Here is a 22,305-nt window from a genome sequence, read left to right on the forward strand (position 1 = left end):
TCGTTTATTTATTGCGTAATTCATCTATCTTGCTCTTCGCTTTCACTCTTATCTCTTCATCCTCATCGTTCAATAAAATGTTTAATACTCGTAATGTCGCTTTTTTGTTATAGACAATTCGTTGTCTAACGGAGTTATCTAAATCTTTTGCCAGTTTTAATTGTAAGTTTTCAGGCAACCGATTTTTAGTTGCAACATTAAATCTAACGCTTTCATCTGCATCTTCATCTAGAATCCCCATAATTTCAATAGGAATTGATTTATTATGTGCTACCCACTTGCGCATTTCAGGATAGGTTCGAATTACTTCTAACCAAACATCTAATGAGGCTTCATCCCATGCAGCCTTTAGGTATTCCTCAATATTCTCACTAAGCCTTAACCTTACAAATTCCACGGCTGAATTAATCATAGTTCAACCCCAGCTTTATTTTTTTATTTAGGATTTTTATTTAAAATTTGGTGCCCTGTAAGATTGTGACGAAAACTATATCCAAAAATAACAAAAAAGCCACGATATTCGCGGCAGTTAATGCGATAATGTCCTTTTCATAGAAAAATCTTAGTTAAATCTCAAAGCAGCTAAACGCTCTTCCAAAATTACACGCAGTTCATCAGGAATCCGCACATACTCGACCCCTTTTCCCAAAAACAAAAGCCAATCCGCATAATACGCAAGCGACTCGCTATCAGCCACATCCAACTGAACATTGAAAATCCCGCTCGACTGAAACATCCCCGTTAAGGACAAAATGATCCCAGGCGGGTGCATCCGCTTATAGCGCTGAATCCCAATGTTATCAAGCTTCACAACAAGATTGGCTTCACGTGCACGAAGCCGTTTCTTGTCCAAAATCTCTTGTTCAGTCCACTTCATCTCCTGCTTAGAAATGGCCGAGTCCCGCAGCATCTCAACAGGCAAATAACGAAACTCATCCGTATCAAAATCATAAACCTCAACCAACCACGTAGCGTTTGAGTTAAAGATATGAAGCAAAAAAACATCCAGCAACTGCGGCCAGCCCAGATTCAGTTCATAAGTCACACGCAAATGTTTATCTTGCACTGCAAGCGAAATCAATTGGTTTAGTTCCGGAGGAGCCGCATCATCAAGCTCCAAAAGATTCGGATTGGCAGGATTCGTATTTTCGAAAAGTAAGATATTATTGAGCTCGATCAGCTCATCTTGCTGAGTTTGCGACGCGATGCCGATCAGTTTTTCAGTGATTGAGCGGCGATTGTGGAGATAAGGCAACTGCGAATTTTTTGAGGCGATAAAGCTGATAAAAATCGCTTTCAGCTCTTCCGGCGTGAAGCGGGCGGCGGGTAGATACTGATTTTGCAGCACAAAGTATCCGCCACCGCGCCCAAGCTCGGACGTCAACGGAAACCCCATAGCCTGTATCTCGTTGATGTCGCGGATCGCTGTCGCGCGGGAAATCTTGAACTCTTGCTGAATCTCAGCAATTGTAAAGTGCGCGCGGTTATTGATGTAACGCATGATCAGGTTCACTCGTTCTGTTTTCTTCATGATTGTATTATATCAAAAATGTAGCATTAAATGTCAGCACTAACGTATGAACAATTTCGGATCCAATTAAAAGTATCATTTTTTGATACATTTGAGCAATAGAATCAGTCTTGTAAACAATAACCCCCTTAAAGGAGAGAATAAAAATGAATAACTACTCAATCAAAACAATCTCAGAAAACTACAAAATGACTGCTTTCGGTGTTTCATTCGATGACTACAACGACTGGGCAGGAAATGCTGCAAAAACTGCAGCGAAAAAAGCTGAAATCACAGAAAACGGCAAGCTTGCTGAACTTCTCGCACTCGCTGAAGGGCAAGAATATCAAATCAACTACAACTTCGATCGCAAGCCTTGGCGCGGATTCGGTGTCATGGGTGAGTTCAACGTGGAAGGCGCAGTTGTCCTCGATTTCCTTGCTGGCGAGTACCTAGTAGTTCCAGGAACAGGTGCTGACAAAGACCGCCTTGCTGACGAAATCACAGGCAAAGTTTTTGGGGGCTTGCTCCAGGAAATCACAGAATACAAATACGTTGGCCCAGGTAACTCAACATTCGTTAAAGCAAATGATACTGGTGAATTCTACGGCGAAATGTGGCTTCGTGTAATGAAAGTTGAAAAATAATCCTTGTCAAATCTTTCAAAATCACTACAATGGAGCCTGACCTCCCAAAAATTATACTGGATAAAAGGAGCATTCACATGGCAGAATACACACTTGAACACAAGAAATCATTCACATTGACCGCTTATGGTTTTTCAATCCAGTCGAATTTTCAAGATATGCCGGCTATGCAAAAAGAAAAAACTGAGTTTTGGGACAAACTCAAAGCTGACGGGCGTTTTACAAAGCTCAAAGACGCTGCAAAAGATGATCGCGAATGGTCTGTCAATGAGGTTTATCAAGGAAAACCGTGGAATTATTTCGCGGTGGAAGCTGGCAAATCAGTGACTGACGCAACACGCATCATCGAGTTTCCAGAGAGCGAGTACATCGTGGTCGCAGGAAATGGCGAAAAGGAATCTTTATTTGATCAGCTGACATACCGTGCATTTGGTGAAGTATTGTCACAAATCACGGATTATGCGTACATCGGTGGTCCAAACGCAACTTATCGCAAAGATAACCGTGACGGCACTTTTTACGGCGAATTTTGGGTCCCTGTGGTTAAAAAATAATCTAATCAGCATGACAAAGGCAGCCATCATTTTGTTGGCTGCCTTATGCACTATATTCAACTAATCCGTAACGGCCCCTTTAGCAGCAGATGAAACTAATCTAGCGTATTTACTGAGAACACCTCGACTAAATTTCAATTGCGGCTGAACCCATTCGCTCTCGCGTTGCGCTAACTCTTCTTCTGAAACTTCAAAAGAAATTTCTTGCGTTTCACTATCGATGGTAATGATGTCACCTTCTTGCAGAAGTGCAATGGGTCCGCCAACCTGCGCTTCTGGCGCAACATGACCTACTACAAAACCATGTGAGCCGCCTGAAAATCTGCCATCCGTAATGAGCGCAACTTCCCCACCAAACCCTTTCCCGACAATTAAGGCGGTAACGGAAAGCATCTCTGGCATACCGGGTCCTCCCTTCGGCCCGCAATATCGTATAACTAACACATCTCCCTTATGGATCTGATTTTGCATAATAGCTTCAGTAGCCTCTGTCTCGCTATCATATACGCGTGCAGGACCAGTAAAACGAGATTTTTTCATTCCTGACATTTTGGCAATTGCGCCTTCCGGCGCCAAATTCCCCTTAAGAACGACCAACGGTCCGCTAGTCTTTAAAGGATTATGTAACGGTCGAATAATATTTTGATTTTCATGCAAAGGTGCTGACGCTGCCAGATTCTCTGCTAACGTTTTACCGGTAATTGTCATGCAATCACCATGGAGAAGGCCTTGTTCAAGAAGAAGCTTCATCACGCCGGGTACACCCCCAACATCACTTAAGTCCTGCATGACATACTTTCCACTCGGCTTAAGATCTGCGATGTGCGGCACTTTTACGCGAATACGCTCGAAATCATCATAGGTCAACTCCACTTGTACGGAGTGCGCAATCGCAATGAGGTGCAAGAACGCATTCGTAGAGCCACCGAGTGCCATTACGAGCGTTATCGCATTCTCAAATGCTTTCTTTGTCATAATATCACGGGGATAAATCCCCTTCTCAAGCAGTTCGAGTACTTGCTCTCCGGCTTTTTCGCATTCCAACGCTTTATGAGATGATACCGCTGAGGTGGAAGATGATCCAGGAAGACTCATCCCTAATGCTTCTGCAGCAGATGCCATTGTGTTAGCTGTATACATACCTCCGCAAGCACCAGCCCCAGGACAAGCGTTGCATTCTACTTTGTGAAGCTCTTCATCCGTCATTTTTCCATCATGATATAATCCTACTGCTTCAAAAGCACTCACAATATCTACGTCTTTCCCATCTAACTTTCCAGGTTGAATGGTTCCCCCATACACATAAACCGCAGGCAAATTCAGTCGGCCAATGGCCATTAAGCATGCTGGTGTATTTTTATCGCATCCGCCTATAGCAACAAGCGCATCGAAGCGCTCAGCGTTCGTAACAATCTCAATAGAGTCTGCTATAGCTTCACGGCTTGGTAAGGAGTATAACATCCCATCATGCCCCATCGAAATTCCGTCTGAAACCGTGATGGTGTTAAAAATCAGAGGAGCGCCGCCATGAAGCTGAACTCCCTTTTTCGCTGCAAGCGCTAATGAATCAATGTGCATGTTACATGGGGTTACTTCACTCCACGTACTGGCTACCCCAATCATCGGCTTCTTGAAATCAGCGTCTTTAAAACCTACAGCCCTAAGCATAGCGCGATTAGGAACGCGATTGACTCCCTCACTGATTACTTTGCTTCGAATTCTTAAATCTTTTTGATCAGACATCTTCATCAATCCTTTCAATATTCAATTAGGGCATACAGTTCATGCATAGGTCTTATTAAGTTTTGTTTCATATGTGCGGCAGCTGATTCAGCGTCTTTCTTCTCCAGAGCTAAAATGATGGACGCATGTTCTTCCACTGAGGCAAGTGTTCCCGTGATTGGCTGTTTAAGAAAAACATACTTAAATCTTCTAATATGGATTTGTAAGGATGCACTGAATGACGCGATATATCCATTATCCCCTACATCAACAATTAAATTATGAAACTGCTCATCAAGTTCCATAGCTTGGTAAGTCTGTCCACTGTGAATGGCTTGGGCGAATTGCTGATTTATTTCTTTTAAAACCTCAATCTGTTCAAGAGTAATTAGCTTCGCTGCATATTCGGCAGCCAAAGAATAGAGCGCAGCGAGTGTTGGGTAAAGCTTAAGAATATCCTTTTTTTCTATATTCGTTACTCTTGTCTCCTTGCCAGGAAACATTGATACAAGACCTTGCATTTCCAAAAGCTGAAAAGCCTCCCTGATTGGAGTTCTGCTAACGGCTAAAGATTCTGCAAGTTCAGCATCAATTAATTTCTCGCCAGGCACGAGTGTTCCCTCAATGATCCATCTCTGGATTTGAGTTAAAGCACGTTCTTTCGCTGATATTCGATTAGGGGAAGAAAAATTGTGGGGTATTGGCATGAGAATCTCCTTATAAATACTATATGTATATGCAATATATCGCATTTCGCAGTTGGATGCAATGAGATTTTTATTTTCCAGAAGGAACGGGAGAAAACGATCTATTCGTCACTTTAACCCGTCTCCTAGCTGGATAAACGTATATTTATGTCTTACTTAGCGCTGCTCAGATGGTTCATGCTGAACAAAGTTCAAATGTTTCATTCGGTTAATGACAGATAAAACTTCATGAAATCTTGGGATTTCAAGCCATCTTTCGAAACCAGGGAAAAAGGTAGAAAATACAATATCCACTCCTTCTCTTTCCATATCATGGAGCGCCTTTTTAATCTTTTCATGAAGAAAGATGAGATGATCCTGATTACTTACAGTGAGTTTTCGGATTAAAAAAGCGATAGCTGCAAGCTGGGCTTGTGAGGTGATATTGTACAGCCCTCTGATATCAATTTGTTCCTCTCCTATCATGAGGTAACCCATGGGTGAAACCATCAGCTTTTCTGTGCCACTCCCTTGTGGATAGCTCGAAAAGTGCTCGCTGGTTATTTTTCTCTCTATATCCCAATTTGTAGGAGTAATTCGTTCGCGAGGATTGTCGTGTTTACATAAACTTTTTGCTTCCTGAGTGACGTTCTTTGGCACAAAATTGTCCATCAGAATAATTTGATCGGCTACAGATAGAAACTCACCGCTACCTCCAATCACAAGAACGGAAGATACATGAGCAACCTCATAAAGTTCTCTGACTCGTTCTGTAAAAGGCGTAATGGGTTCAGATTTGATTAATGAACGCATCTTGTTGTCTTGAATCATAAAATTCGTCGCACTTCGGTCTTCATCAATAAGAAGAAGCTTGCACCCGACATTGATGGCCTCCATAATATTTGCGGCTTGAGAGGTTGAGCCTGAGGCATAGTCCGTCGAAAACTGTTCAGCCGAACCATTGGGTACCCATTTTATAAAGGGGGTAATATTGATATTTTTTATGGAACGGCCTTCTTCAGCTGATATTTCCATTGCACTTTGATCAGTAATCACGAATTCTCGCCCATCGCCTGAGATGTGATTGTAAATCGCCGAATTCAGCGCATCCAGCAATGTACTTTTACCCGAATAACCGCCACCGGTGATGACCGTCACACCTTGCTTTATACCCATTCCTCGCACACCACAGATGTCAATTTCAAGATCTTCCGGAGATGTAAAAGGCAATGCGCCTTCCAATGGGCCGCTGTTTTCTTTATTTCTTGGCAACATGCTGCCATTCCCTATAAATGCACAATAAGGACTGGATTTCAGCCATTCGCGAATCCTATTTTGTTTTTCGGCTAATGCATAGGCAGCCTTCAACTTGGTGAGATCCCAATTGCCAATAAACGCCTCCACTTCCTTTGGAAGCATTTTGCAGAGCATTCGCATAGCTTTATCATGATTTTGAAATGGAAGTTGAACGGTAATCATCAAACATAGATACCATTTTTCCGAGATGAACTCGACATAAGATGCATTACGCTGCAACACCACATTGGTTGGACGAAAACAATAAAATGCGCCATTTTCTTTATCCGAACGTGATCGGTTATAGATCCATTCATTTAATGCCTCGATATGATTAATCCAATCTCTTAATGCAAAATCGGAGAGAACAACTTGATCTCTATTTTCATCTAGACCGAGACGGTCAAAAGGTATTTTTATGGTGATACATGGTTTATCGAGTGTGAGTTTATGTGTTCGTTCAATGCAGTAAGCAACATCATCACTCCAATAAGTTGGATCCGATATCATCCCCCCTTGATCATAGTAGGAACCTTCATAAATCAGATTGTAAGATGACTGTCCAGATTGTAAGGAGCGAAAATATTGAGCGAGTCTTTTAATAAAACATCATCCTTTCGTATAACGACCACTTCTGCCTAAAAATAAAAGCCCTGAGAATAAATCCTACCCTCAGAGCCAAATGATTTACTTTTACAATAACAAAATCATAGCATTATGATCATCTACATTATAGGGAAAGTTTTATTATAATAATTCGCGGAAGTTGTTCCGACTGTAGTGCCTGCATCTATAAAGCACTTATGACAAAAAAACGGGCAATCCGTCATTGCGGATTGCCCGTCACTTCTATTTTAACTTAGTTTGCACTAAGGTATTTTACAGCCCAAACGCCATAATCCGCTTTGAGCTTTGCTGCTTCTTCCTTACTGATGGCACCAGCAGCGGCAAAACCGTTGATCTGTTGGTTAGCCTTTTTCAACAGGTTATACAAGAGCGAATCCGGATCCAGATTGGCAGCTTGGGCTATACTTTGCCCTCCATCCAGATTCTTAAGCAGGTCATCGGTCTCGATGCCGGAGACTGAAGCCACATCATCGATAATCCGATCCGCGCGGTTCGCCAAATATTGCTTCGCATCCACTTGATCTTTGTAGCCCTGGCGATTGATCGCATCCTGCACGAGGCTATCGGCTTCCGACTCCGTTGCCGCTTGATCAGCAGCGTTGAGCCAACCTTTCTGCACCGCCTGCTCGATATAAGCATTTGCATTCTGCTGTAAATAGCTGCTCAAGTCACTCTCATCCTTGCCTGTTGCTTCTACTAGCGTATGATCATCTGCCAAGGACTGGCGCAGATCGGCTACAGCAGCTTCCGCATAATTCGCACTGTCTTCGACAAGAGTTTGAATGCTTTCCTCTGCAATCACATGATTGCTGCTGCCATTAGCCGCTTGGCCGTATCCGTCTTGGTCAATGGCTTTGTCAATCGCCTCAGCCGCACTCTTCTTCAATTGATCTCGCAATTGAGCGGACAGATTACCCGCATTCCATTCGTTGTCCAAATCTCGGCTTACTGCATCCAAAAGCTGCGCGGATAAATCTGCGGATGCGAGGCCGGAAGCCGTCACCAAGCTTTGGCCTGCGGTTAATCCGTCCATGATATCCTGATAGTCTTTGCCTGCAAAAGCAGCTGCAGCTTGAATCATCATGTCAGGATCCAGCTTCTTGTTCAAAAGAGCCTGGCCGTACTTCTCCATCCATTGCGTTGTTTGCTCGTCGTAGCCCTTCTTCTCAATGGTCTGCCAGATCTGATCCGCTCCGGAAATCGCAAGTTGGCCGCGTTGATTGGCTTTCAAGGTTCCCGCACTAACAGCCGCATCCAAATCTCCACCCAGCAAGGTGTTCAAAGTGCTGTCTAACGATTGCGCATCCATCCCCGTTGCCGAAGCAATCGAATCTCCGGATTGAAGCGCCTGCCGAATATCAGTTTCCGCAACAGCCGACGCTGTAGCAGCATCTGAGATGATATGGTTCAAGCGATTTTGGATTATGCTTTTTCCATCTTTAGGCAGGTACGAAGCCGCATTAGCTCCAGGCCAAGATTGCTGGACCCAGCTCGCTATACCCTCTTTGAACTGCTGCTGAAGATTAGCAGCTTCTTCGTCCGTAAGAGTCCCTTGCTTAACCTCATTGCTAATATCAATCCCAAACTGTTCAATAAGCGACGATGATAGCTCCGATAAGGCAAGACCTGAAGCGGTCGCCAAGCTTGATCCATTATGTAACAAATCGCTAAAATCACTCGTATTTATCTTGGCAGCTTCTGCTGTATGCACGTCGAGCTTGCTTAGCCAATTGTTCAAGAACATGCTGCTAAAATCTATAGTTGCCGCCTGCGCATCAGGTTTCTCTGTAGTCGTCTGCGCCGTTGAATTTACACCAGTCACCGCTTCATCCGCAAATGCTCCCCGCGGAAGCACGATTCCGCTAGTGGATACGGCCAAAATGGTAGCACCCATCAATATCATCAGTTGTTTTCTCATCCTACTCTTCACCTCTCCGATCATTTCGGTATGTCACTTGCTTTCGACATAATGAAGTATAGGCGTGTTTCCTGAACTTTACATGAACCAATCCTTAAACTGGAATAATTTCCCGGTTAAAATCAGCTTAATTTCTGCAAGTCCATGCTAAAAATAGGCTGAAATTTCTTCCTGCATAACTACCTGATGAGTTGAAGACAATTTTGCAGGATCGCTATGTCCTGAAATAATGTCCTTGCTCCAGATCTGCGAGAAGCCCCTGTTGAACAGGCTTCCAGCCGAGCAGTCCCTTCGTCTCTTCACTTGATCTTGCCAAGTCAAGCGACGCGACCATACCTAGAAAACCGAAGATCGCTTGTGCCTCTTCCCGCGGGATGCTGACTACCGGCACACCCAGGTCGCGGCCTATAACGCCGGCAATGTCACGGAACGGAATGCCTTCGTCGTCCACGCCATCCAGTCGTGAGCCAGCGGGCGCAGATTCTACCGCGAGGCGGAACAAAACTGCCGCATCCAAACGATGAATCGCTGGCCAACGGTTTGTGCCGTCTCCAATGTAAGCAGAAGAGCCTCTTTCCTGCGCGATCCGAATTAATTGGGGAACGAAACCTTTATCCCCTTCTCCATGAACGGACGGTGCAAGCGAGACGATCGATGCTCGCACGCCTTTTTCTATAAACGAAAGTGCTGCATCCTCCGATGCTTTACCATTCGCATGAGCTGTGATAATAAGTGGTTTATTAGAGCCTGCAAGAGCTTCTCCCATTGCTTCAATAGCGCGAAGATCCGTGGCCAGTGATGCGGCGAAATTTGTGAAATCGTGGTTAAAAGCCAGATGAATAACTCCGTCTGAAGTTGCTGCACGGCTGCGCAGTAAATCCAGATCCTCTAAAACACCGTGAGCTACCTCCGCTCCCATGTTTTCTAATACTTGAGCACCACTCTCTGAACGGGTTAGACCAACTACCTGATGTCCCGCACCGATGAGTTCGCGAACAACAGCTGTACCAATATAACCTGCTGCACCTGTAACAAATATACGCATAATCGTTAACGCCTCCTTAAGTAATTGACGAAGATATGTCTCTAGTCTAAACTATGAAGTGAACTCTAAGGCAAGCGTTTGGAGGTAGAATTATTTTTGAAAATTCAAGAATTAGCTGACTTGATGGGTTTAACCCCCCACACCATTCGTTTTTATGAGAAAGAAGGTTTGCTTGACAGCAGGCATATTCAGCGAGAGAAGAATAATTATCGTAACTACTCGGACGAAGCCATTGAACGGTTAAGGCTGATTAAAAAATTTCAAGGCATCGGTTGTTCGTTGGCTGAACTGAAGACGATTTTGCAGGATCACGATACGAACACACGCACGAACCAAGAAGTAATAGAATGGATTCTTCAGAAAATCAATGAAATCGAGCGCAAGAAGGAAGAATATGATCATATGCTTGTAACGCTGAATTGGATGCTGACATACAGGAAGCTGTTAAATGATGATCCACAGCGGGCCGAGGCTATGATGGCGGAATTACGTGTTCGGATGAATTTCTAGCATCGCAAATTTCAATAAGAAAAGGGCTGCCACTTGGCAGCCCTTCTGTTTTATTTCACAACGATCGAAGTGACGAGATTATTCGAGCCGATCAATTCAACGAGATGGCCTTCACTGAATAAGCCCAAATTCCCTGATAAGCTAACACTCGGCGATACATTATAGAGCGTGTTTTGATCAGTGCCGTTAACGTTTTGGGAAATCGTAATCGTCGCAATCACGCCTTGCGCGTTAACCGTTGTGCTTTTCAGATATCCATAAATATCAAATGACTGGTCAACGCCTGCATTGCGCGTAACCTCAATGTAAATCACTTGATTGTTCGAAGTGCGCAGGTTCACAACATCTCCGGCGCGAAGATCGGACAATGTGGCACGCACACCGTTGCGGTAAACAACCACATCAGGATGAACCGTGTAGTATGCAGGGCTGCTGCTGCTTGTCGAAGTCACTTGCAGCACATTGTTGGAAACCGCAGCGTTCAGTGTTGCACTAGTGCTAAGCGTTTGTGCCATCTGTGTCACCTGAACATAAGTGACCAAGTTATTGGAAGTGCTGATGTTCACCACGTCCCCGATTTGCAGCGCGGAGCGGCTAGCTTGAACGCCGTTGCGGTAAATGACAGCATTGGTATCCAGCGTATACGTCGTGTTCACTCCTGCTTTCATCAGCTGTAGTACGTTATCGTTCACAATTGCGCTGACTGTACCGCTGCTTGTTACAGGTGTCGCGGAAGTCGTTACGGAGATGTAGGTCACTTGGTTGTTCGCAATGCTCAGGCTGACCACATCCCCCACCCTGAGGTCATAAGCGGTGATTCTTGTACCGTTTCTGTACACAACAACGTTCGGATCAAGCGCCAACGAAGAAGATTGCGTACCATTTGTAATCGTCAATGTATTATTTGTAACCGGCACACTGACTGTACCGTTATATAGAACTGTGCTCGGGTTCGAGTTCACCGGAGTCGTTACTTCAATGAACACAACCTGATTGTTAAAAAGGCTGAGTTTCACTTGGTCGCCTACTTGAATCGCAGATACGTTGACTTTAGCCCCATTCCGGTAAACAAAAACTTCCGGATGCAGCGCATACGAATACGTGCTGCCCGAACGCGTCAGGTTCAGTGTGCTTCCAGTTACAGCTGCATTCACTGTGCCTGTTAACGAGTTATTGTCCTGATCCGGCAGCTGCCCACCAACGCGATCCAACAACGCTGCAAGTTGTGCACGTGTTACCGGTTGGTTTGGTTTGAAGGTATTGTCTTCAAAGCCATCGACAAGCCCCCGCTCCCGCGCGACTGCGACATAACCAACTGATCCTGCAGGGATTTGCTTAGCGTCTGTAAACGGCAGCACCGTATTCATCTTGGCTTTGGCATCGGCGTCCAGCTTCAATGCTTTCACAAGCAGTGTCGTTGCCCACAGCCGGTCGCTGACTTTTTGCGGGTTGACCATGTCATCGCTTTCAGAGAACAGGTCATTCTCCAGTGCGACGGCAACGTAGCCGACAGCCCATGCAGGAATTTGATTAGCATCCTTAAAATTCAGCTTCGTACTCATCTTCGCCGGCGATTCCGCCTGATCGCGCAGCCCCATTAAACGAACAGCTGCTGTGATGGCCTCGATGCGTGATACCGTGTTTTGTGGCTTAAATGTGCCGTCGTCATAGCCCTCAAACACCCGCTTGGAAGCAAGGCTGGCAATATAACGCATCGCCCACTCCGAATTTTTTAAATCGTTGAACGTCAAATGCAGTTCAATTTTGTTATTACCTTTCCGGTCATCATCGTGTTTGCCTTTGTTTTTGTTATTGTTATAGCCTTCTGCCATTGCTGCCGTGCCACTGCCTAGCATCATGACGAGTACAAGTCCTGCTGCGACTACCTTTTTCGAATGCAACATCCCGTTCCCTCTCCCTTATCATTGATATGATTCATGATAACTAATAATCAATCAAATGAATTCGGCAGGGTGGATAATTATGAGAGGGTGCGATTGAATTTCTCGAGAGATTTTTTCTAATTTTTGAGTTGTTCCGCCAAACCGATTAGAAGTCCATCATTTCCACGAATGTAGCAGAGCCGATACGAGTCTCCGTACTGAACCACTTCGCCAACGAGCTGAGCACCATGTTTAGTGACTAGTCTGGATACCACTTCGTCAATGTCTTCAACCGCGAACATGACGCGTAGATAACCAAGGGCATTTACAGGAGCAGTTCGGTGATCTGATATTGTAGTTGGGGTGAGAAATCGCGAAAGTTCAATTCGGCTGTGGCCGTCAGGCGTAATCATCATAGCTATCTCTACACACTGTGAACCCAGTCCGGTTACGCGACCAGCCCATTCACCTTCGACTGTAGCTCGTCCTTCGAGCTTCAAGCCAATCTCTTCGAAGAAAGAAATTGCGTCATCAAGTGATTCTACAACGATACCGACATTGTCCATTCTAAGTAATTTGCTTTTCGCCATGGTTATCTCCTTGTATGTATAGATTTATTTTCTTATCAACTGAATATTTAACCTCTGGATTAATTAGAGGTATTATCTTCATATCCCCATAATTCTAAAAGTCGCTGATTTTCTATAATATCATCATTTGTTAAACGGCCCAATTTCATTTTTGCTAGTAGAAGGACGTGTTTACTATCTGTGTACGTAAAGTCCTTGTAAATCTCCTGATTCTTCTTATGGAATAGATGTATTTGTTCAGTTAGTTCAAAGTGTGGCAATGTGCCTGATTTCCAATCCAAAAAAGATTGGTACAAGGGCTCCAGCGCTTGTTCCGTTACCAATTTATGATATTCGTCAATAATTTCACGCTCTTGCTGTCGTTTTTGTTGCCTAGGAGTTAGTTTGTTCTCCAAATTACTCCCCCTCTCTCTTCAAATAATAGTAAATTGTACATATTCAATAGCTACGCACTCGATATTTACATTCACAGTATACCAAATAAGAGTAATAACTAAATACAACCAATGGCAATACATTGCCGAAACATTTGATCCCCTCATGCGTTAATGTATATATCATGTTATTCGACTCTGAAGAGCATTGGAGGAAACCTTGTATGCGAAAACAAACGCTTACCTTGCTATCCGCAATCCTGCTTAGCGGAATGATCTTCAACAAAGGCGTGCATGCCGCTGATTCGAACCCCGCACTGCTTCCCTTACCTATCGAACTCGTTTTGAACGAACAACTTACGCCTGTGTATGATTCAATCGAAGGTCAGCAGCTATATTCCGCCTCACCTCAAATTGTGAAGGTCGATGGAGCGGAACCGGGCTGGGATCGTAAACTGATTCAAAATCATGAGGCTGTCTGGTTCGAAATTCAGACTACTGACGGCGATCGCTGGGTCCACTTGCAAAACCCCGAGTTTCGGGAAGACTTCTATCAACATATCCTGCTGACCGAAAAGGAGAGCTTCTATAACGACCAAACTCCTGGCTTTCGGAGCGCGGGTTCCGTTTCTCCTCAACTGCTGCGCGTCCTATATCGTGTTGATGGCAATTATTTGATCCAAACCTGGCTCGGTTATCGATGGATGCGTCCGCAGCACCCCATCATTGAAGATGTGCAGACATATGGTGCGAACAGCTCAGGCATGTCGTTTGAATTAACGACGACTTCACCAATGTTCGATTCGCCGGACGCCGGCAGTCATGTAGCAGGCTGGCTTGCCCCTCAGTGGTTCACATCGAAAATCGTATGGAACGACTGGTTCTATGTGGATACTTGGGATGGCCCTCACTGGGTAAACCCAAAGGTCGGGTATCCTGCGGATTTGCACAGCGAAGAAACGACACTTAAATTAGACGAAACGGCGCTTGTTTACGAACATCCGAATAAAGCGGCCCGCGTACTTGGCTCTCTTGCTCCTCAGACCATTAACACTTTCGAGCATGGTGGCGGCTGGCATCATATTCACAGCTCTTGGCTAGGCGATTCGTGGGTATACGCTGTGAAGCAGGAGCAGGATCCCGATGCTTACGTTCCCCCGACGAAAGTAGAGGTAAAACCGATTTAAGTAATCAATTCCTCTAAAATGATGACCGAACTCGGGTCCGGGGTGCGAAATTATCCGTTTGATTTGACGGTTTTTGTTAAGAACGACGCCAGCAATACCTCTAGCGAAGCTTTTCAACCTTATGGAAAAAATGTCGGCATTCAATTCACAATTCGAAATGTCAGTGAGGAAGCCCTCACGTTGCAGCCCACGACTTCGTTCACAATCGATATCTCCCGCCGGAACACGATAGATGGATCATTGACGCTAGTTTGGTCCGGTCAAATCGATTCTCTGGAAGCGAAATTCGCAAGCGGCGAAGTACATTCGCTAGACTTTCTCTGGGACCAGAAAGATTCCGCCGGGAAGCAAGTTCCTTTTGGCGAATATTCCGTTGAAATCAAACTGCCAATGAGTATCAGCTATACAAAGGATGGCGAAAAGGGCACGCTTCAGCGCGAAGACGCCGAGAGTGCGATGCTCACAAGCTTCCCGCTGAGAATCAGCGCTCAGTGAGGAAGTAAATTTTAATAAGATGCCTGGGTGCCAAGCTCAGCCGCGTTCACCTGAACCGTTGCCGATGCTCGAAGCTGATCCCAGCGTTCTTGAAATTTTTGCTCAACGAGCTTGCGGTATACCTCATCCCGCACCTTCGCGAAAGCTTTGACTCCTTCCTCAACCCGACTGTCGCAATAAATCATGACATAGCTGCCCTGATCCATAAAAATTGGGCTGTACTCGCCAGGCTGCAATAGGTTCGCCTGCTCGATTACGGCCTCCCGATATTTCAAAAAACTGCGCTTATTCTCCTCATTTATCATCTCGTCAATAACTTGTATCGGAGCAGTTTCCGTTTGATTGGCAATTGCCTCAAGTTTGGCGCCGGAGACTGCTTCCTTGTATAGCGCCTGCATGCGTTTCAAGTCGCTTCCTGCCTCTACGCTTATCGGCAGTTTCCACACTTTCAAACGGATGGTTGGCTGGATCGTATATGCAGCCAAGTCCAGCTCATAGGCTTGTTGTAGAGCATCATCCGACGAATCCAACGTTTGTGCTGCCATTTTTTTCAACCCATTTTCCAATTGGGCGAACTCATCGGCGTAGAACGTTTGGTCAGAGTATCGTTTGGGACCATAGATGACCGCATTCTCTTCTACAGCTTGCGCTCTCCGCTTGTTTTCCTTATCAAGATGGGCGTGAAAATCTGCAAACGAAGCGGAGGCGAGCAGCCCCTGCTTCACCCCTTCCAACTGCAAGACCTTGACTTGAATCGCCGTCTCGAGTTCATTGGTTTTCCGTCCAATCTGAGCTCCGGATTGAGAAACGGATAACTGTCCCGCAAGGCGATACTCTTCCAAGGTCATGGGCTCGCCGTTGACGGTTGCTACAATTCTGGCTTCCGATTGCTCTAGGCCTGCCTGCGGCGGCGTTACAATATGCTCGGCAGGTACACTGGTACTGCAAAACGTGAGAACAAGCAAACCGAGAATAATCCGACTGATTTGCACCGATACGTTTCGCTTTCTAGCCTTCATGTCTGAACCACTTCCCTTCCCTTAGAGAAACAGGACCCCCCGCCATACTGAACGGAGGGTCCTTATGTGCTGGCTTGCGTTATGGCACAGGCACAAGCTCCCATTGCTGATTGTAGCTGCCGCTAAACGGCCACTGAATGATCGGCGTACCGTCGGCTGTCGAGCCTCCCGAAATATCGACGGCTTTACCGCTTAGCTTACTAATGAGTTTGTAATAGCCCTCAGGGGAAGCGGCGGAAAGTTTCCACAGCTGATTGTCTCCGCCACTAAACGGCCACTGAATTATAGAAGCACCGTCAGTGGTGGAATACCCTGATAGATCGATCGCTTTACTGTTTAACTTACTGACGATTTTATAATTACCGCCACCCACATACACAATTTGCCACTGCTGATTGTCCCCTCCGGTATAAGCCAGCTGCTGTAATTGAACGCCATCGGTATTGGAACTTCCCGGAATGCTTAAGGCTTTGCCGCTGTTTCTGCTGATGATTTTGTAATAAGAAGACGTGAATCCACTGGCAATGCCTGCGCCATTGTAGGCACCTCGATTCGTCGAACCGCTGGACGCCACGTTGTTGCCCCAGAAATCTTTGCCACCGTTATTGTTGACGAACACACCGGAGCCGATCGCCGGAGAGTCCTGCAACAGTTTATACCCGTTTAATGAAGCCCGCCCGAGGTTCCCTGATCCCACATTTACAAATGCAGGGTCGGAGGTAAGTTTGTGTGACTCATTGGGTTCGGAAGAAGGATGATTGCCATAATAAAGATTATAATCCGAGTTAATGCCTCTCAAATTGTAGCCTCCTGAACCCAGATTATAGATAATATTGTTATACATCCACCAGGGGTTAGTTCCCCAATCGGCCGTCACAACGTCCGTCCACATGCCGCTGCCAATATAGAAATCATTGTTATATGCCTGGAAATTGGTCGGATTGCCTTGGCTGAATACTAGTAGTCCCCGCTTGTCATTTTGGGAAATATTATAACGAGCTGTCGTCTGATCGTTCTTGCCCGTTCCCGTCCCCATAATAAGCAGGAATCCGCCATCGTTATCATGGCTGTAGTTGTATTGAATGATCGTGTTTGTGCAGCCGTAATCGGCGTCGAAACCCGTTCCATCCAGCTCGGAATGCCCATTGTAAGACTCGTTATATTGAATCACGGTATTGTCGGCATCCCATGGCCAGATTCCTGCATTATAGCTGTTCGATCGCAAGTTAAACCCATTTACCGTGTTATATTGGACAATCGCTCCATCCGTCTGCTGGGGAACAATACCATCGCCGCCGATTCCTTGCACATAATTGTTGGAAATAACGACATTCGTACTTGGATACCAATTTGGGGTAGCCGTGCAGTTGACGTCTGAACGGCACCAGAACGTTGACACGATGACGATGCCGGTGCGATCGACATCCGGTCCTACCGTATTTCCATCTATAAGCACATCATTGAATTTGGAAGGCGTCGTACCCTTAGATACAACCATGATTCCCGCACTTCCATCGGCATCTTTGGTGTTGTCTCCCCAAACATCATGCACGTTATTGTTCTTGATGTAGATATGATTAAGCGTTCCTGCACCATCGTTAACAACGAAGATGCCTCTGCGTTTCGAGTTGACTCCGTTGTAATTTTTCACTTCCAAATTGGTAATCTCCCAGTAGCTCTGGTTGTAGAGGTAAACCGTGGAATCGCCACCATTGCCGTCAATCAATGGATTGGAAGCGCTGCCATATTTGTCAATTACAATAGGCGCTCCGCTTGTTCCTGATCCAAGCGGGTGCAGTTGCCCGCTCCAGCTCCCACCGGCCTTGAACAGGATCTGATCCCCCGCTCCGAATGTTGTCGCATTGACCTTCGTCAATGTTTTCCAAGGCGTACTCGCCGACGTTCCGTTATTGGCGTCGTTCCCCGCCGGATCGACATAGTACGTCGTATTAGCCGCGTGTGCACGCCCCGCGCTCGCTACGCTTATACCAAGAAGCACAGCAAAGAGAATAACAAAGTAAACAATGGGGATAAACCTAAACCGAATGCCAGCCATCATGGATAATTCCCCCTAAATAAGTTTTTTTCAAAAAAAGAATGCCGTCTGTTCAAGGAACGGGTATAATTTGCCACTGTTGATTGCTGCTGCCGGAATAAGGCCATTGCAGAACAGGCGCACCATTTGCTGTGGAACTGCCTGATACATCAAGCGCTTCTCCGCTGTTGCGATTGACAATTTTAAAATAACCGCCGCCAACATCCTGAATGCTCCACTGCTGATTATTACCGCCATTGTATGGCCATTGGATTATGGATGCTCCGTTCGCCGTCGAGCTTCCGGCAACGTCAACCGTTTTGCCATTTTCATCGCTCACGATCTGGAAGTAACCGTCACCGGCATTTAGAATTTTCCACAGTTGATTAGTCGCTCCCGCATACGTCCATTGATCAAGCTGCGTTCCGTCAACAGTGGAGTGACTCGGAATATCCAAGGCCTTGCCGCTGTTGCGATTCACTATTTTATAATGGGAAGATGTAATCGCAACCGACAGATTATCGAATTGCGCAGGGTTCCATCCGCTGCCGAGCCCCGCCATACCGCTTCTGGAATGACTGTCCGTGACTGAGGCAATTTGCACATTGTCGACATAGGCCGTGATCGAAGTCCCGACAAAAGACAACTTGAGATTATGCCAAGTATTGGCCGAGAAGCCGGAAACCGTTCCCGAAGCAAGCACACTATCTGCGCCTGATTCATAGCTGTACGGATCCCCGTAGCAGAGATACCAACTGCCGTTATCATAGACGCTTAACCGATAACCTTTGTAATCATTGATGTTTCCACCTGCCAAAGGCCGGCCGACTCGACCATAAATATTGACAGATCCAGCATTCTCAATCAAAACGTCTGCACTATAGTCATAATTCTGCCAATTCAAATCTCCGAATTCCGTGAATGTACTTGGGTTGGCAAAGTCTCCCCAACTGTTCCAAGGCAGCTGCGGCTTGAGAATCACTTGACGCAGCGCTTTGCCTGTACCTCCGCCATATTTGCCGCTGACCTCGAAAGCACCTTCAATATCATACAAATATTTAGGCGTCTGTCCCGCCGAGTAGCTGTCGAAGTTCTCCGTGTAGCTGCTGCCAAAAGGCTGATTGGCAGGAATGGCATGCTGCGCAGCGCCTTTCTGCTGACCTGTTGTGGTCGTCAAGGAATAGATCGCATTTGCTTCCAGAGGGATCGTGAACGAGCCGCCACTCGTCTGAATATCAGTCTGCTGCACAAATTGATCTGTACTATTGGATTTCCAGACATGAACAGTTCCCGTAGAAAGCCCGCCCGTCAGGTTGACGGTCATCGTTTCCGACGTACCACCCGTCACGATCACAATGCTGTAATCATTGCTGTTCGGCTTTTTGAGCGTGACATACGAGCTTCCACCTTGCGTAATTCCGGTGCCACTGTCCAAATACTGCCAGCCGGGCTGCGCAAACTGCGTCGTATGTGCGGCCGCCCAGATCGCTGGCTTCACCATATAGTAGCCCGACCATGGCGTATTCGCCTCCATGATGCCGGAGTGCGCCCAATTCGTGTTGTCGTATTGTGAAGCAATGGCATGCCATACGTCTGTTTTTGTGATTTTGGCACTGATGTAATTGAGGTTCATTTCCTTAGCTAGCGCATAAGCACCACTCCAATCCCCGATTCCTGTCCAGCCTTCGCTCTCCCAGATCGGCAGCCCGCTGTTCTGCGCTGTGCTTGTGGACGAACTGTTCACATAGTGATAGCCGATGGCGGCGACGGCGTTTTTGAGTGATGTATCGCTTCCAAGTTGGTTCGCAAACGCCCAATCCGTACTCAGGATATCCGGAGCAATGATTTTAACATTGGACAACCCGTTCGCATTAAGTGTCGGCCGTAAAATATTCACGATATAGTCCCTTGCCTGCTGAGAAGTACCGTTAAAGCTCTCGTTCTGGCTCCCGCCGATGTAATCCATATCATAGCCCCAGACGCTCTTCAGCCCTTTCAAATAACTGACTAAATAGTCGGCATTGTCTTGTGACCATAAGCTGCCTACCCACCCGGGCGCTCCCCACTCCAGGCCGTACAGCTTGATGTTCGGATTCCTCTTTTTGGCTTCGTTAATCAACCAAGTTTCATACCCCCGTGTCATATTCGGATTTGCGTTCTCTGCTCTGGTCCTTGCATGACTGGGCTCTGTTCCACTTGTGGAATTGATATCCCCGCCGATTTCAACCTTCAGCTCCTGATAAGAGGCTCCGAAGTTAGGCTTAAAGAGGTAATCCAAAATTTCACTGCGATAAGGCTCCGGGTAATCAATGAGCAGCTTGGTGTTGCCTCCACCACCGCTAAGCACACCTTCACCTTCAAAAATACTCCCCGCCCCGGCTCCATTAATCGTGACGGTTGTGCTGCCTGCTGCGTTCGCCCCTGTGCTGAAACAGATCGAAGACAGCAATAACCCGCAAGCCAACATACATTTAAGCGCTTTCATTTTCATTGTCTCCCCTTTCCGGAAATGAATTATGAGTATAGAGCGCATTCCGACACATTCGGAACGCGCTCTGAACTACCTACTTGATCCCTCTCTTCGTTACTTCATCATTTACTTCTTGAATCGCGGTTTGGACGCCTTTGGCATTGTAGCCTTTGACCATTTCCTTCCATTGGGTGACCGGATCATCTTTGCCCAGGATCACCTTCACAATATCATCTGGCACGTTTAGCGAGCCAAGTTTGTTTTTTGCCGGTGTAGACAGCAGCATCACATCGAAATTAATCGGCGCAGGGGAATCCTCGCTCTTGAATTTATTGAAGGACGTAACTAGATCGTCTTGAATCGTATTCATTTCACTGTCGGAGCTCACGACGACTTTCCCCGTCAGACGCAAGCCATTGTTCCACGCGCCAAGGAAGGCCATATTTTTCGTAATCGGGTATTTATCCGCTATCTTTTCGTTCTCTTTCAACAAGGAGACGGACTTTCCGTTCTCTGTTTTATAATCGACATTCTCTACCCCATTGGTCGCTTTGAACAAATACGCGTCAGATACCATATAATCCAACAGTTTCAGCGCGCGGGCAAATTTCTCGTCGCTCAGCGAGTTGGGGAAGTAGGCTTCCGACCAATAAGGCGTCTCAACGAAGGAATAGCGTTTACCGTCCGGGGATTTCCAGATATTCATAAAGCCTACGGATTTCGATGGACTGACGCCTGGGTTGGCCTTTTTAAACTGCTCCACTTTATCGCTGGAGAAATCCTGCATTCCGTATAGAGCAAAGCTTTGCCCGGCTAAAAACTTGGAGACGCCATCCGCATCCTTTTGAATCGCAAAATCCTTGTCAAGCAAGCCGTCTGTGTAGAGCGTGCGAAGCTGCTGAATGCCTGTGTAAGCTTTCTCGGAAGCGAATGAAGGAATCCATTTCCCTTCTTCCTTCACCCACGATTTCACATTCGTCATTTCCGGGAAGCTGCCAAGAAACTGTGTCAGCAAATACGCCTTATTCTGAATGGTGATACCTGTAACACCAGGGTGCTTGGCCATCACGGCCTTCGTCATCGTCATGAATTCATCGAAACTGGCCGGATCTTTCGTATAACCGGCTTCTGCAGCCCAGTCCTTCCTATAACGGATCGGGCGATCCAAGATCCAGTCCCCGGAATCCGCATATGTCATGCGTGGGATCATATAAAATTTCCCATTGATTTTGAGCGGCTGGACCGAAGGATGCGATAAGATTTTTTTCAGATTCGGATAGGCGCTCAAATCGTCAGGGATTGGCTTAATGACGCCTTGCTTAGCCCATGTCTCATACAGGCCTGGGTTGTCGGTGGCAAGTGCATTCACAAAAATATCCGGAAGCTGATTCGATGCCGCCCATACTTTCATTTTATCCTGCCAGTCGTTCCAAGTGATTTGCACCGGTTTGACAGTCATGTTGAATTGCTTGGCCAAATCGGTATACACCGTATCGTTTTTGGCATTCGCATCGTCGAAGCCGGTTTGAATATCCCAGATGGCGACGCTTAAATCCAGCTGTTTGTCCCCTCCTGCATCCAAATTTGCTGCTATGGCAGGCGAGGGTTTTGTCTCGATTTTGTTTTCTCCGCCTTTGCTGCAACCCGACAATGCCGCCACAACCGTTAGAACGGTCGCCCCCATAATTAGTTCCTTTCTCATTTTCACGTTGTAAGCCTCCTCCACCTCATTAACTA

Annotated in this window: 19 protein-coding genes; 5 read left to right on the top strand and 14 right to left on the bottom strand. The window is 46.2% G+C overall.

The window, feature by feature from the left end:
* Nucleotides 1-4 precede the first annotated feature (4 nt).
* Entirely contained in the window at nt 5-412 is a 408-nt protein-coding gene (locus tag GON05_RS17525; protein ID WP_157320379.1) for a hypothetical protein, read from the bottom strand.
* 150 nt (nt 413-562) lie between these two features.
* Nucleotides 563-1,531 carry a helix-turn-helix transcriptional regulator gene (locus GON05_RS17530; RefSeq protein ID WP_246239232.1) on the bottom strand — a complete coding sequence of 323 codons (969 nt, stop codon included), beginning with the start codon at nt 1,529-1,531 and terminating at the stop codon, nt 563-565.
* A gap of 146 nt (nt 1,532-1,677) precedes the next feature.
* On the opposite strand from GON05_RS17530, the gene GON05_RS17535 reads away from it, so the two are divergent.
* On the top strand, nt 1,678-2,157 hold the full coding sequence (locus GON05_RS17535) for a hypothetical protein (protein ID WP_157320381.1): 480 nt from the start codon (nt 1,678-1,680) through the stop codon (nt 2,155-2,157).
* Nucleotides 2,158-2,234: 77 nt separating this feature from the next.
* The gene (locus tag GON05_RS17540) at nt 2,235-2,711 is read left to right on the top strand and encodes a GyrI-like domain-containing protein (RefSeq protein WP_157320383.1); all 477 of its coding nucleotides are present in this window, start codon (nt 2,235-2,237) and stop codon (nt 2,709-2,711) included.
* A gap of 60 nt (nt 2,712-2,771) precedes the next feature.
* On the opposite strand, the gene ilvD is transcribed toward GON05_RS17540, so the two are convergent.
* From ilvD to GON05_RS17565, 5 genes are all read right to left on the bottom strand, one after another.
* On the bottom strand, nt 2,772-4,454 hold the full coding sequence (ilvD, locus tag GON05_RS17545) for a dihydroxy-acid dehydratase (protein ID WP_157320386.1): 1,683 nt from the start codon (nt 4,452-4,454) through the stop codon (nt 2,772-2,774).
* A 14-nt stretch (nt 4,455-4,468) separates the two neighbouring features.
* Nucleotides 4,469-5,140, bottom strand: coding sequence for a GntR family transcriptional regulator (locus tag GON05_RS17550; protein WP_157320388.1), 672 nt, complete (start codon nt 5,138-5,140; stop codon nt 4,469-4,471).
* Nucleotides 5,141-5,296: 156 nt separating this feature from the next.
* Entirely contained in the window at nt 5,297-6,925 is a 1,629-nt protein-coding gene (locus GON05_RS17555; RefSeq protein WP_157320390.1) for a P-loop domain-containing protein, read from the bottom strand.
* Between the two features lie 349 nt (nt 6,926-7,274).
* Nucleotides 7,275-8,960 (bottom strand): hypothetical protein, encoded by a 1,686-nt coding sequence (locus GON05_RS17560; RefSeq protein ID WP_157320391.1) that lies wholly within the window; start codon nt 8,958-8,960, stop codon nt 7,275-7,277.
* A 214-nt stretch (nt 8,961-9,174) separates the two neighbouring features.
* On the bottom strand, nt 9,175-10,005 hold the full coding sequence (locus tag GON05_RS17565) for an SDR family oxidoreductase (RefSeq protein WP_157320392.1): 831 nt from the start codon (nt 10,003-10,005) through the stop codon (nt 9,175-9,177).
* Nucleotides 10,006-10,101: 96 nt separating this feature from the next.
* Here GON05_RS17565 and GON05_RS17570 point away from each other — a divergent pair, with 96 nt between their 5' ends.
* A complete protein-coding gene (locus GON05_RS17570; RefSeq protein ID WP_157320393.1) occupies nt 10,102-10,515 on the top strand; it encodes a MerR family transcriptional regulator in 414 nt (137 codons plus the stop codon).
* A 50-nt stretch (nt 10,516-10,565) separates the two neighbouring features.
* Here GON05_RS17570 and GON05_RS17575 read toward each other — a convergent pair whose 3' ends face one another.
* From GON05_RS17575 to GON05_RS17585, 3 genes are all read right to left on the bottom strand, one after another.
* Nucleotides 10,566-12,419 carry an S-layer homology domain-containing protein gene (locus GON05_RS17575; RefSeq protein ID WP_157320394.1) on the bottom strand — a complete coding sequence of 618 codons (1,854 nt, stop codon included), beginning with the start codon at nt 12,417-12,419 and terminating at the stop codon, nt 10,566-10,568.
* A gap of 116 nt (nt 12,420-12,535) precedes the next feature.
* Nucleotides 12,536-12,988 (bottom strand): VOC family protein, encoded by a 453-nt coding sequence (locus tag GON05_RS17580; protein ID WP_157320395.1) that lies wholly within the window; start codon nt 12,986-12,988, stop codon nt 12,536-12,538.
* 59 nt (nt 12,989-13,047) lie between these two features.
* Entirely contained in the window at nt 13,048-13,383 is a 336-nt protein-coding gene (locus GON05_RS17585) for a hypothetical protein (RefSeq protein ID WP_157320396.1), read from the bottom strand.
* A 203-nt stretch (nt 13,384-13,586) separates the two neighbouring features.
* Here GON05_RS17585 and GON05_RS17590 point away from each other — a divergent pair, with 203 nt between their 5' ends.
* Both GON05_RS17590 and GON05_RS17595 read left to right on the top strand, forming a co-directional pair.
* On the top strand, nt 13,587-14,549 hold the full coding sequence (locus GON05_RS17590) for a hypothetical protein (RefSeq protein ID WP_157320398.1): 963 nt from the start codon (nt 13,587-13,589) through the stop codon (nt 14,547-14,549).
* A gap of 21 nt (nt 14,550-14,570) precedes the next feature.
* Nucleotides 14,571-15,044 (top strand): flagellar hook assembly protein FlgD, encoded by a 474-nt coding sequence (locus GON05_RS17595; RefSeq protein ID WP_185157222.1) that lies wholly within the window; start codon nt 14,571-14,573, stop codon nt 15,042-15,044.
* Between the two features lie 11 nt (nt 15,045-15,055).
* Here GON05_RS17595 and GON05_RS17600 read toward each other — a convergent pair whose 3' ends face one another.
* The 4 genes from GON05_RS17600 to GON05_RS17615 form a co-directional block, all read right to left on the bottom strand.
* Complete coding sequence (locus GON05_RS17600) at nt 15,056-16,063, bottom strand: peptidylprolyl isomerase (RefSeq protein ID WP_157320402.1); 1,008 nt, start codon at nt 16,061-16,063, stop codon at nt 15,056-15,058.
* Nucleotides 16,064-16,142: 79 nt separating this feature from the next.
* The gene (locus tag GON05_RS17605) at nt 16,143-18,122 is read right to left on the bottom strand and encodes an RICIN domain-containing protein (protein WP_157320404.1); all 1,980 of its coding nucleotides are present in this window, start codon (nt 18,120-18,122) and stop codon (nt 16,143-16,145) included.
* 49 nt (nt 18,123-18,171) lie between these two features.
* Entirely contained in the window at nt 18,172-20,583 is a 2,412-nt protein-coding gene (locus GON05_RS17610; RefSeq protein ID WP_181646125.1) for an RICIN domain-containing protein, read from the bottom strand.
* Nucleotides 20,584-20,662: 79 nt separating this feature from the next.
* Entirely contained in the window at nt 20,663-22,270 is a 1,608-nt protein-coding gene (locus tag GON05_RS17615; RefSeq protein WP_246239304.1) for an extracellular solute-binding protein, read from the bottom strand.
* Nucleotides 22,271-22,305: the final 35 nt, after the last annotated feature.

The sequence above is a fragment of the Paenibacillus anseongensis genome (genome assembly GCF_009757995.1).
Classification (GTDB): Bacteria; Bacillota; Bacilli; order Paenibacillales; family NBRC-103111; genus Paenibacillus_E; species Paenibacillus_E chondroitinus.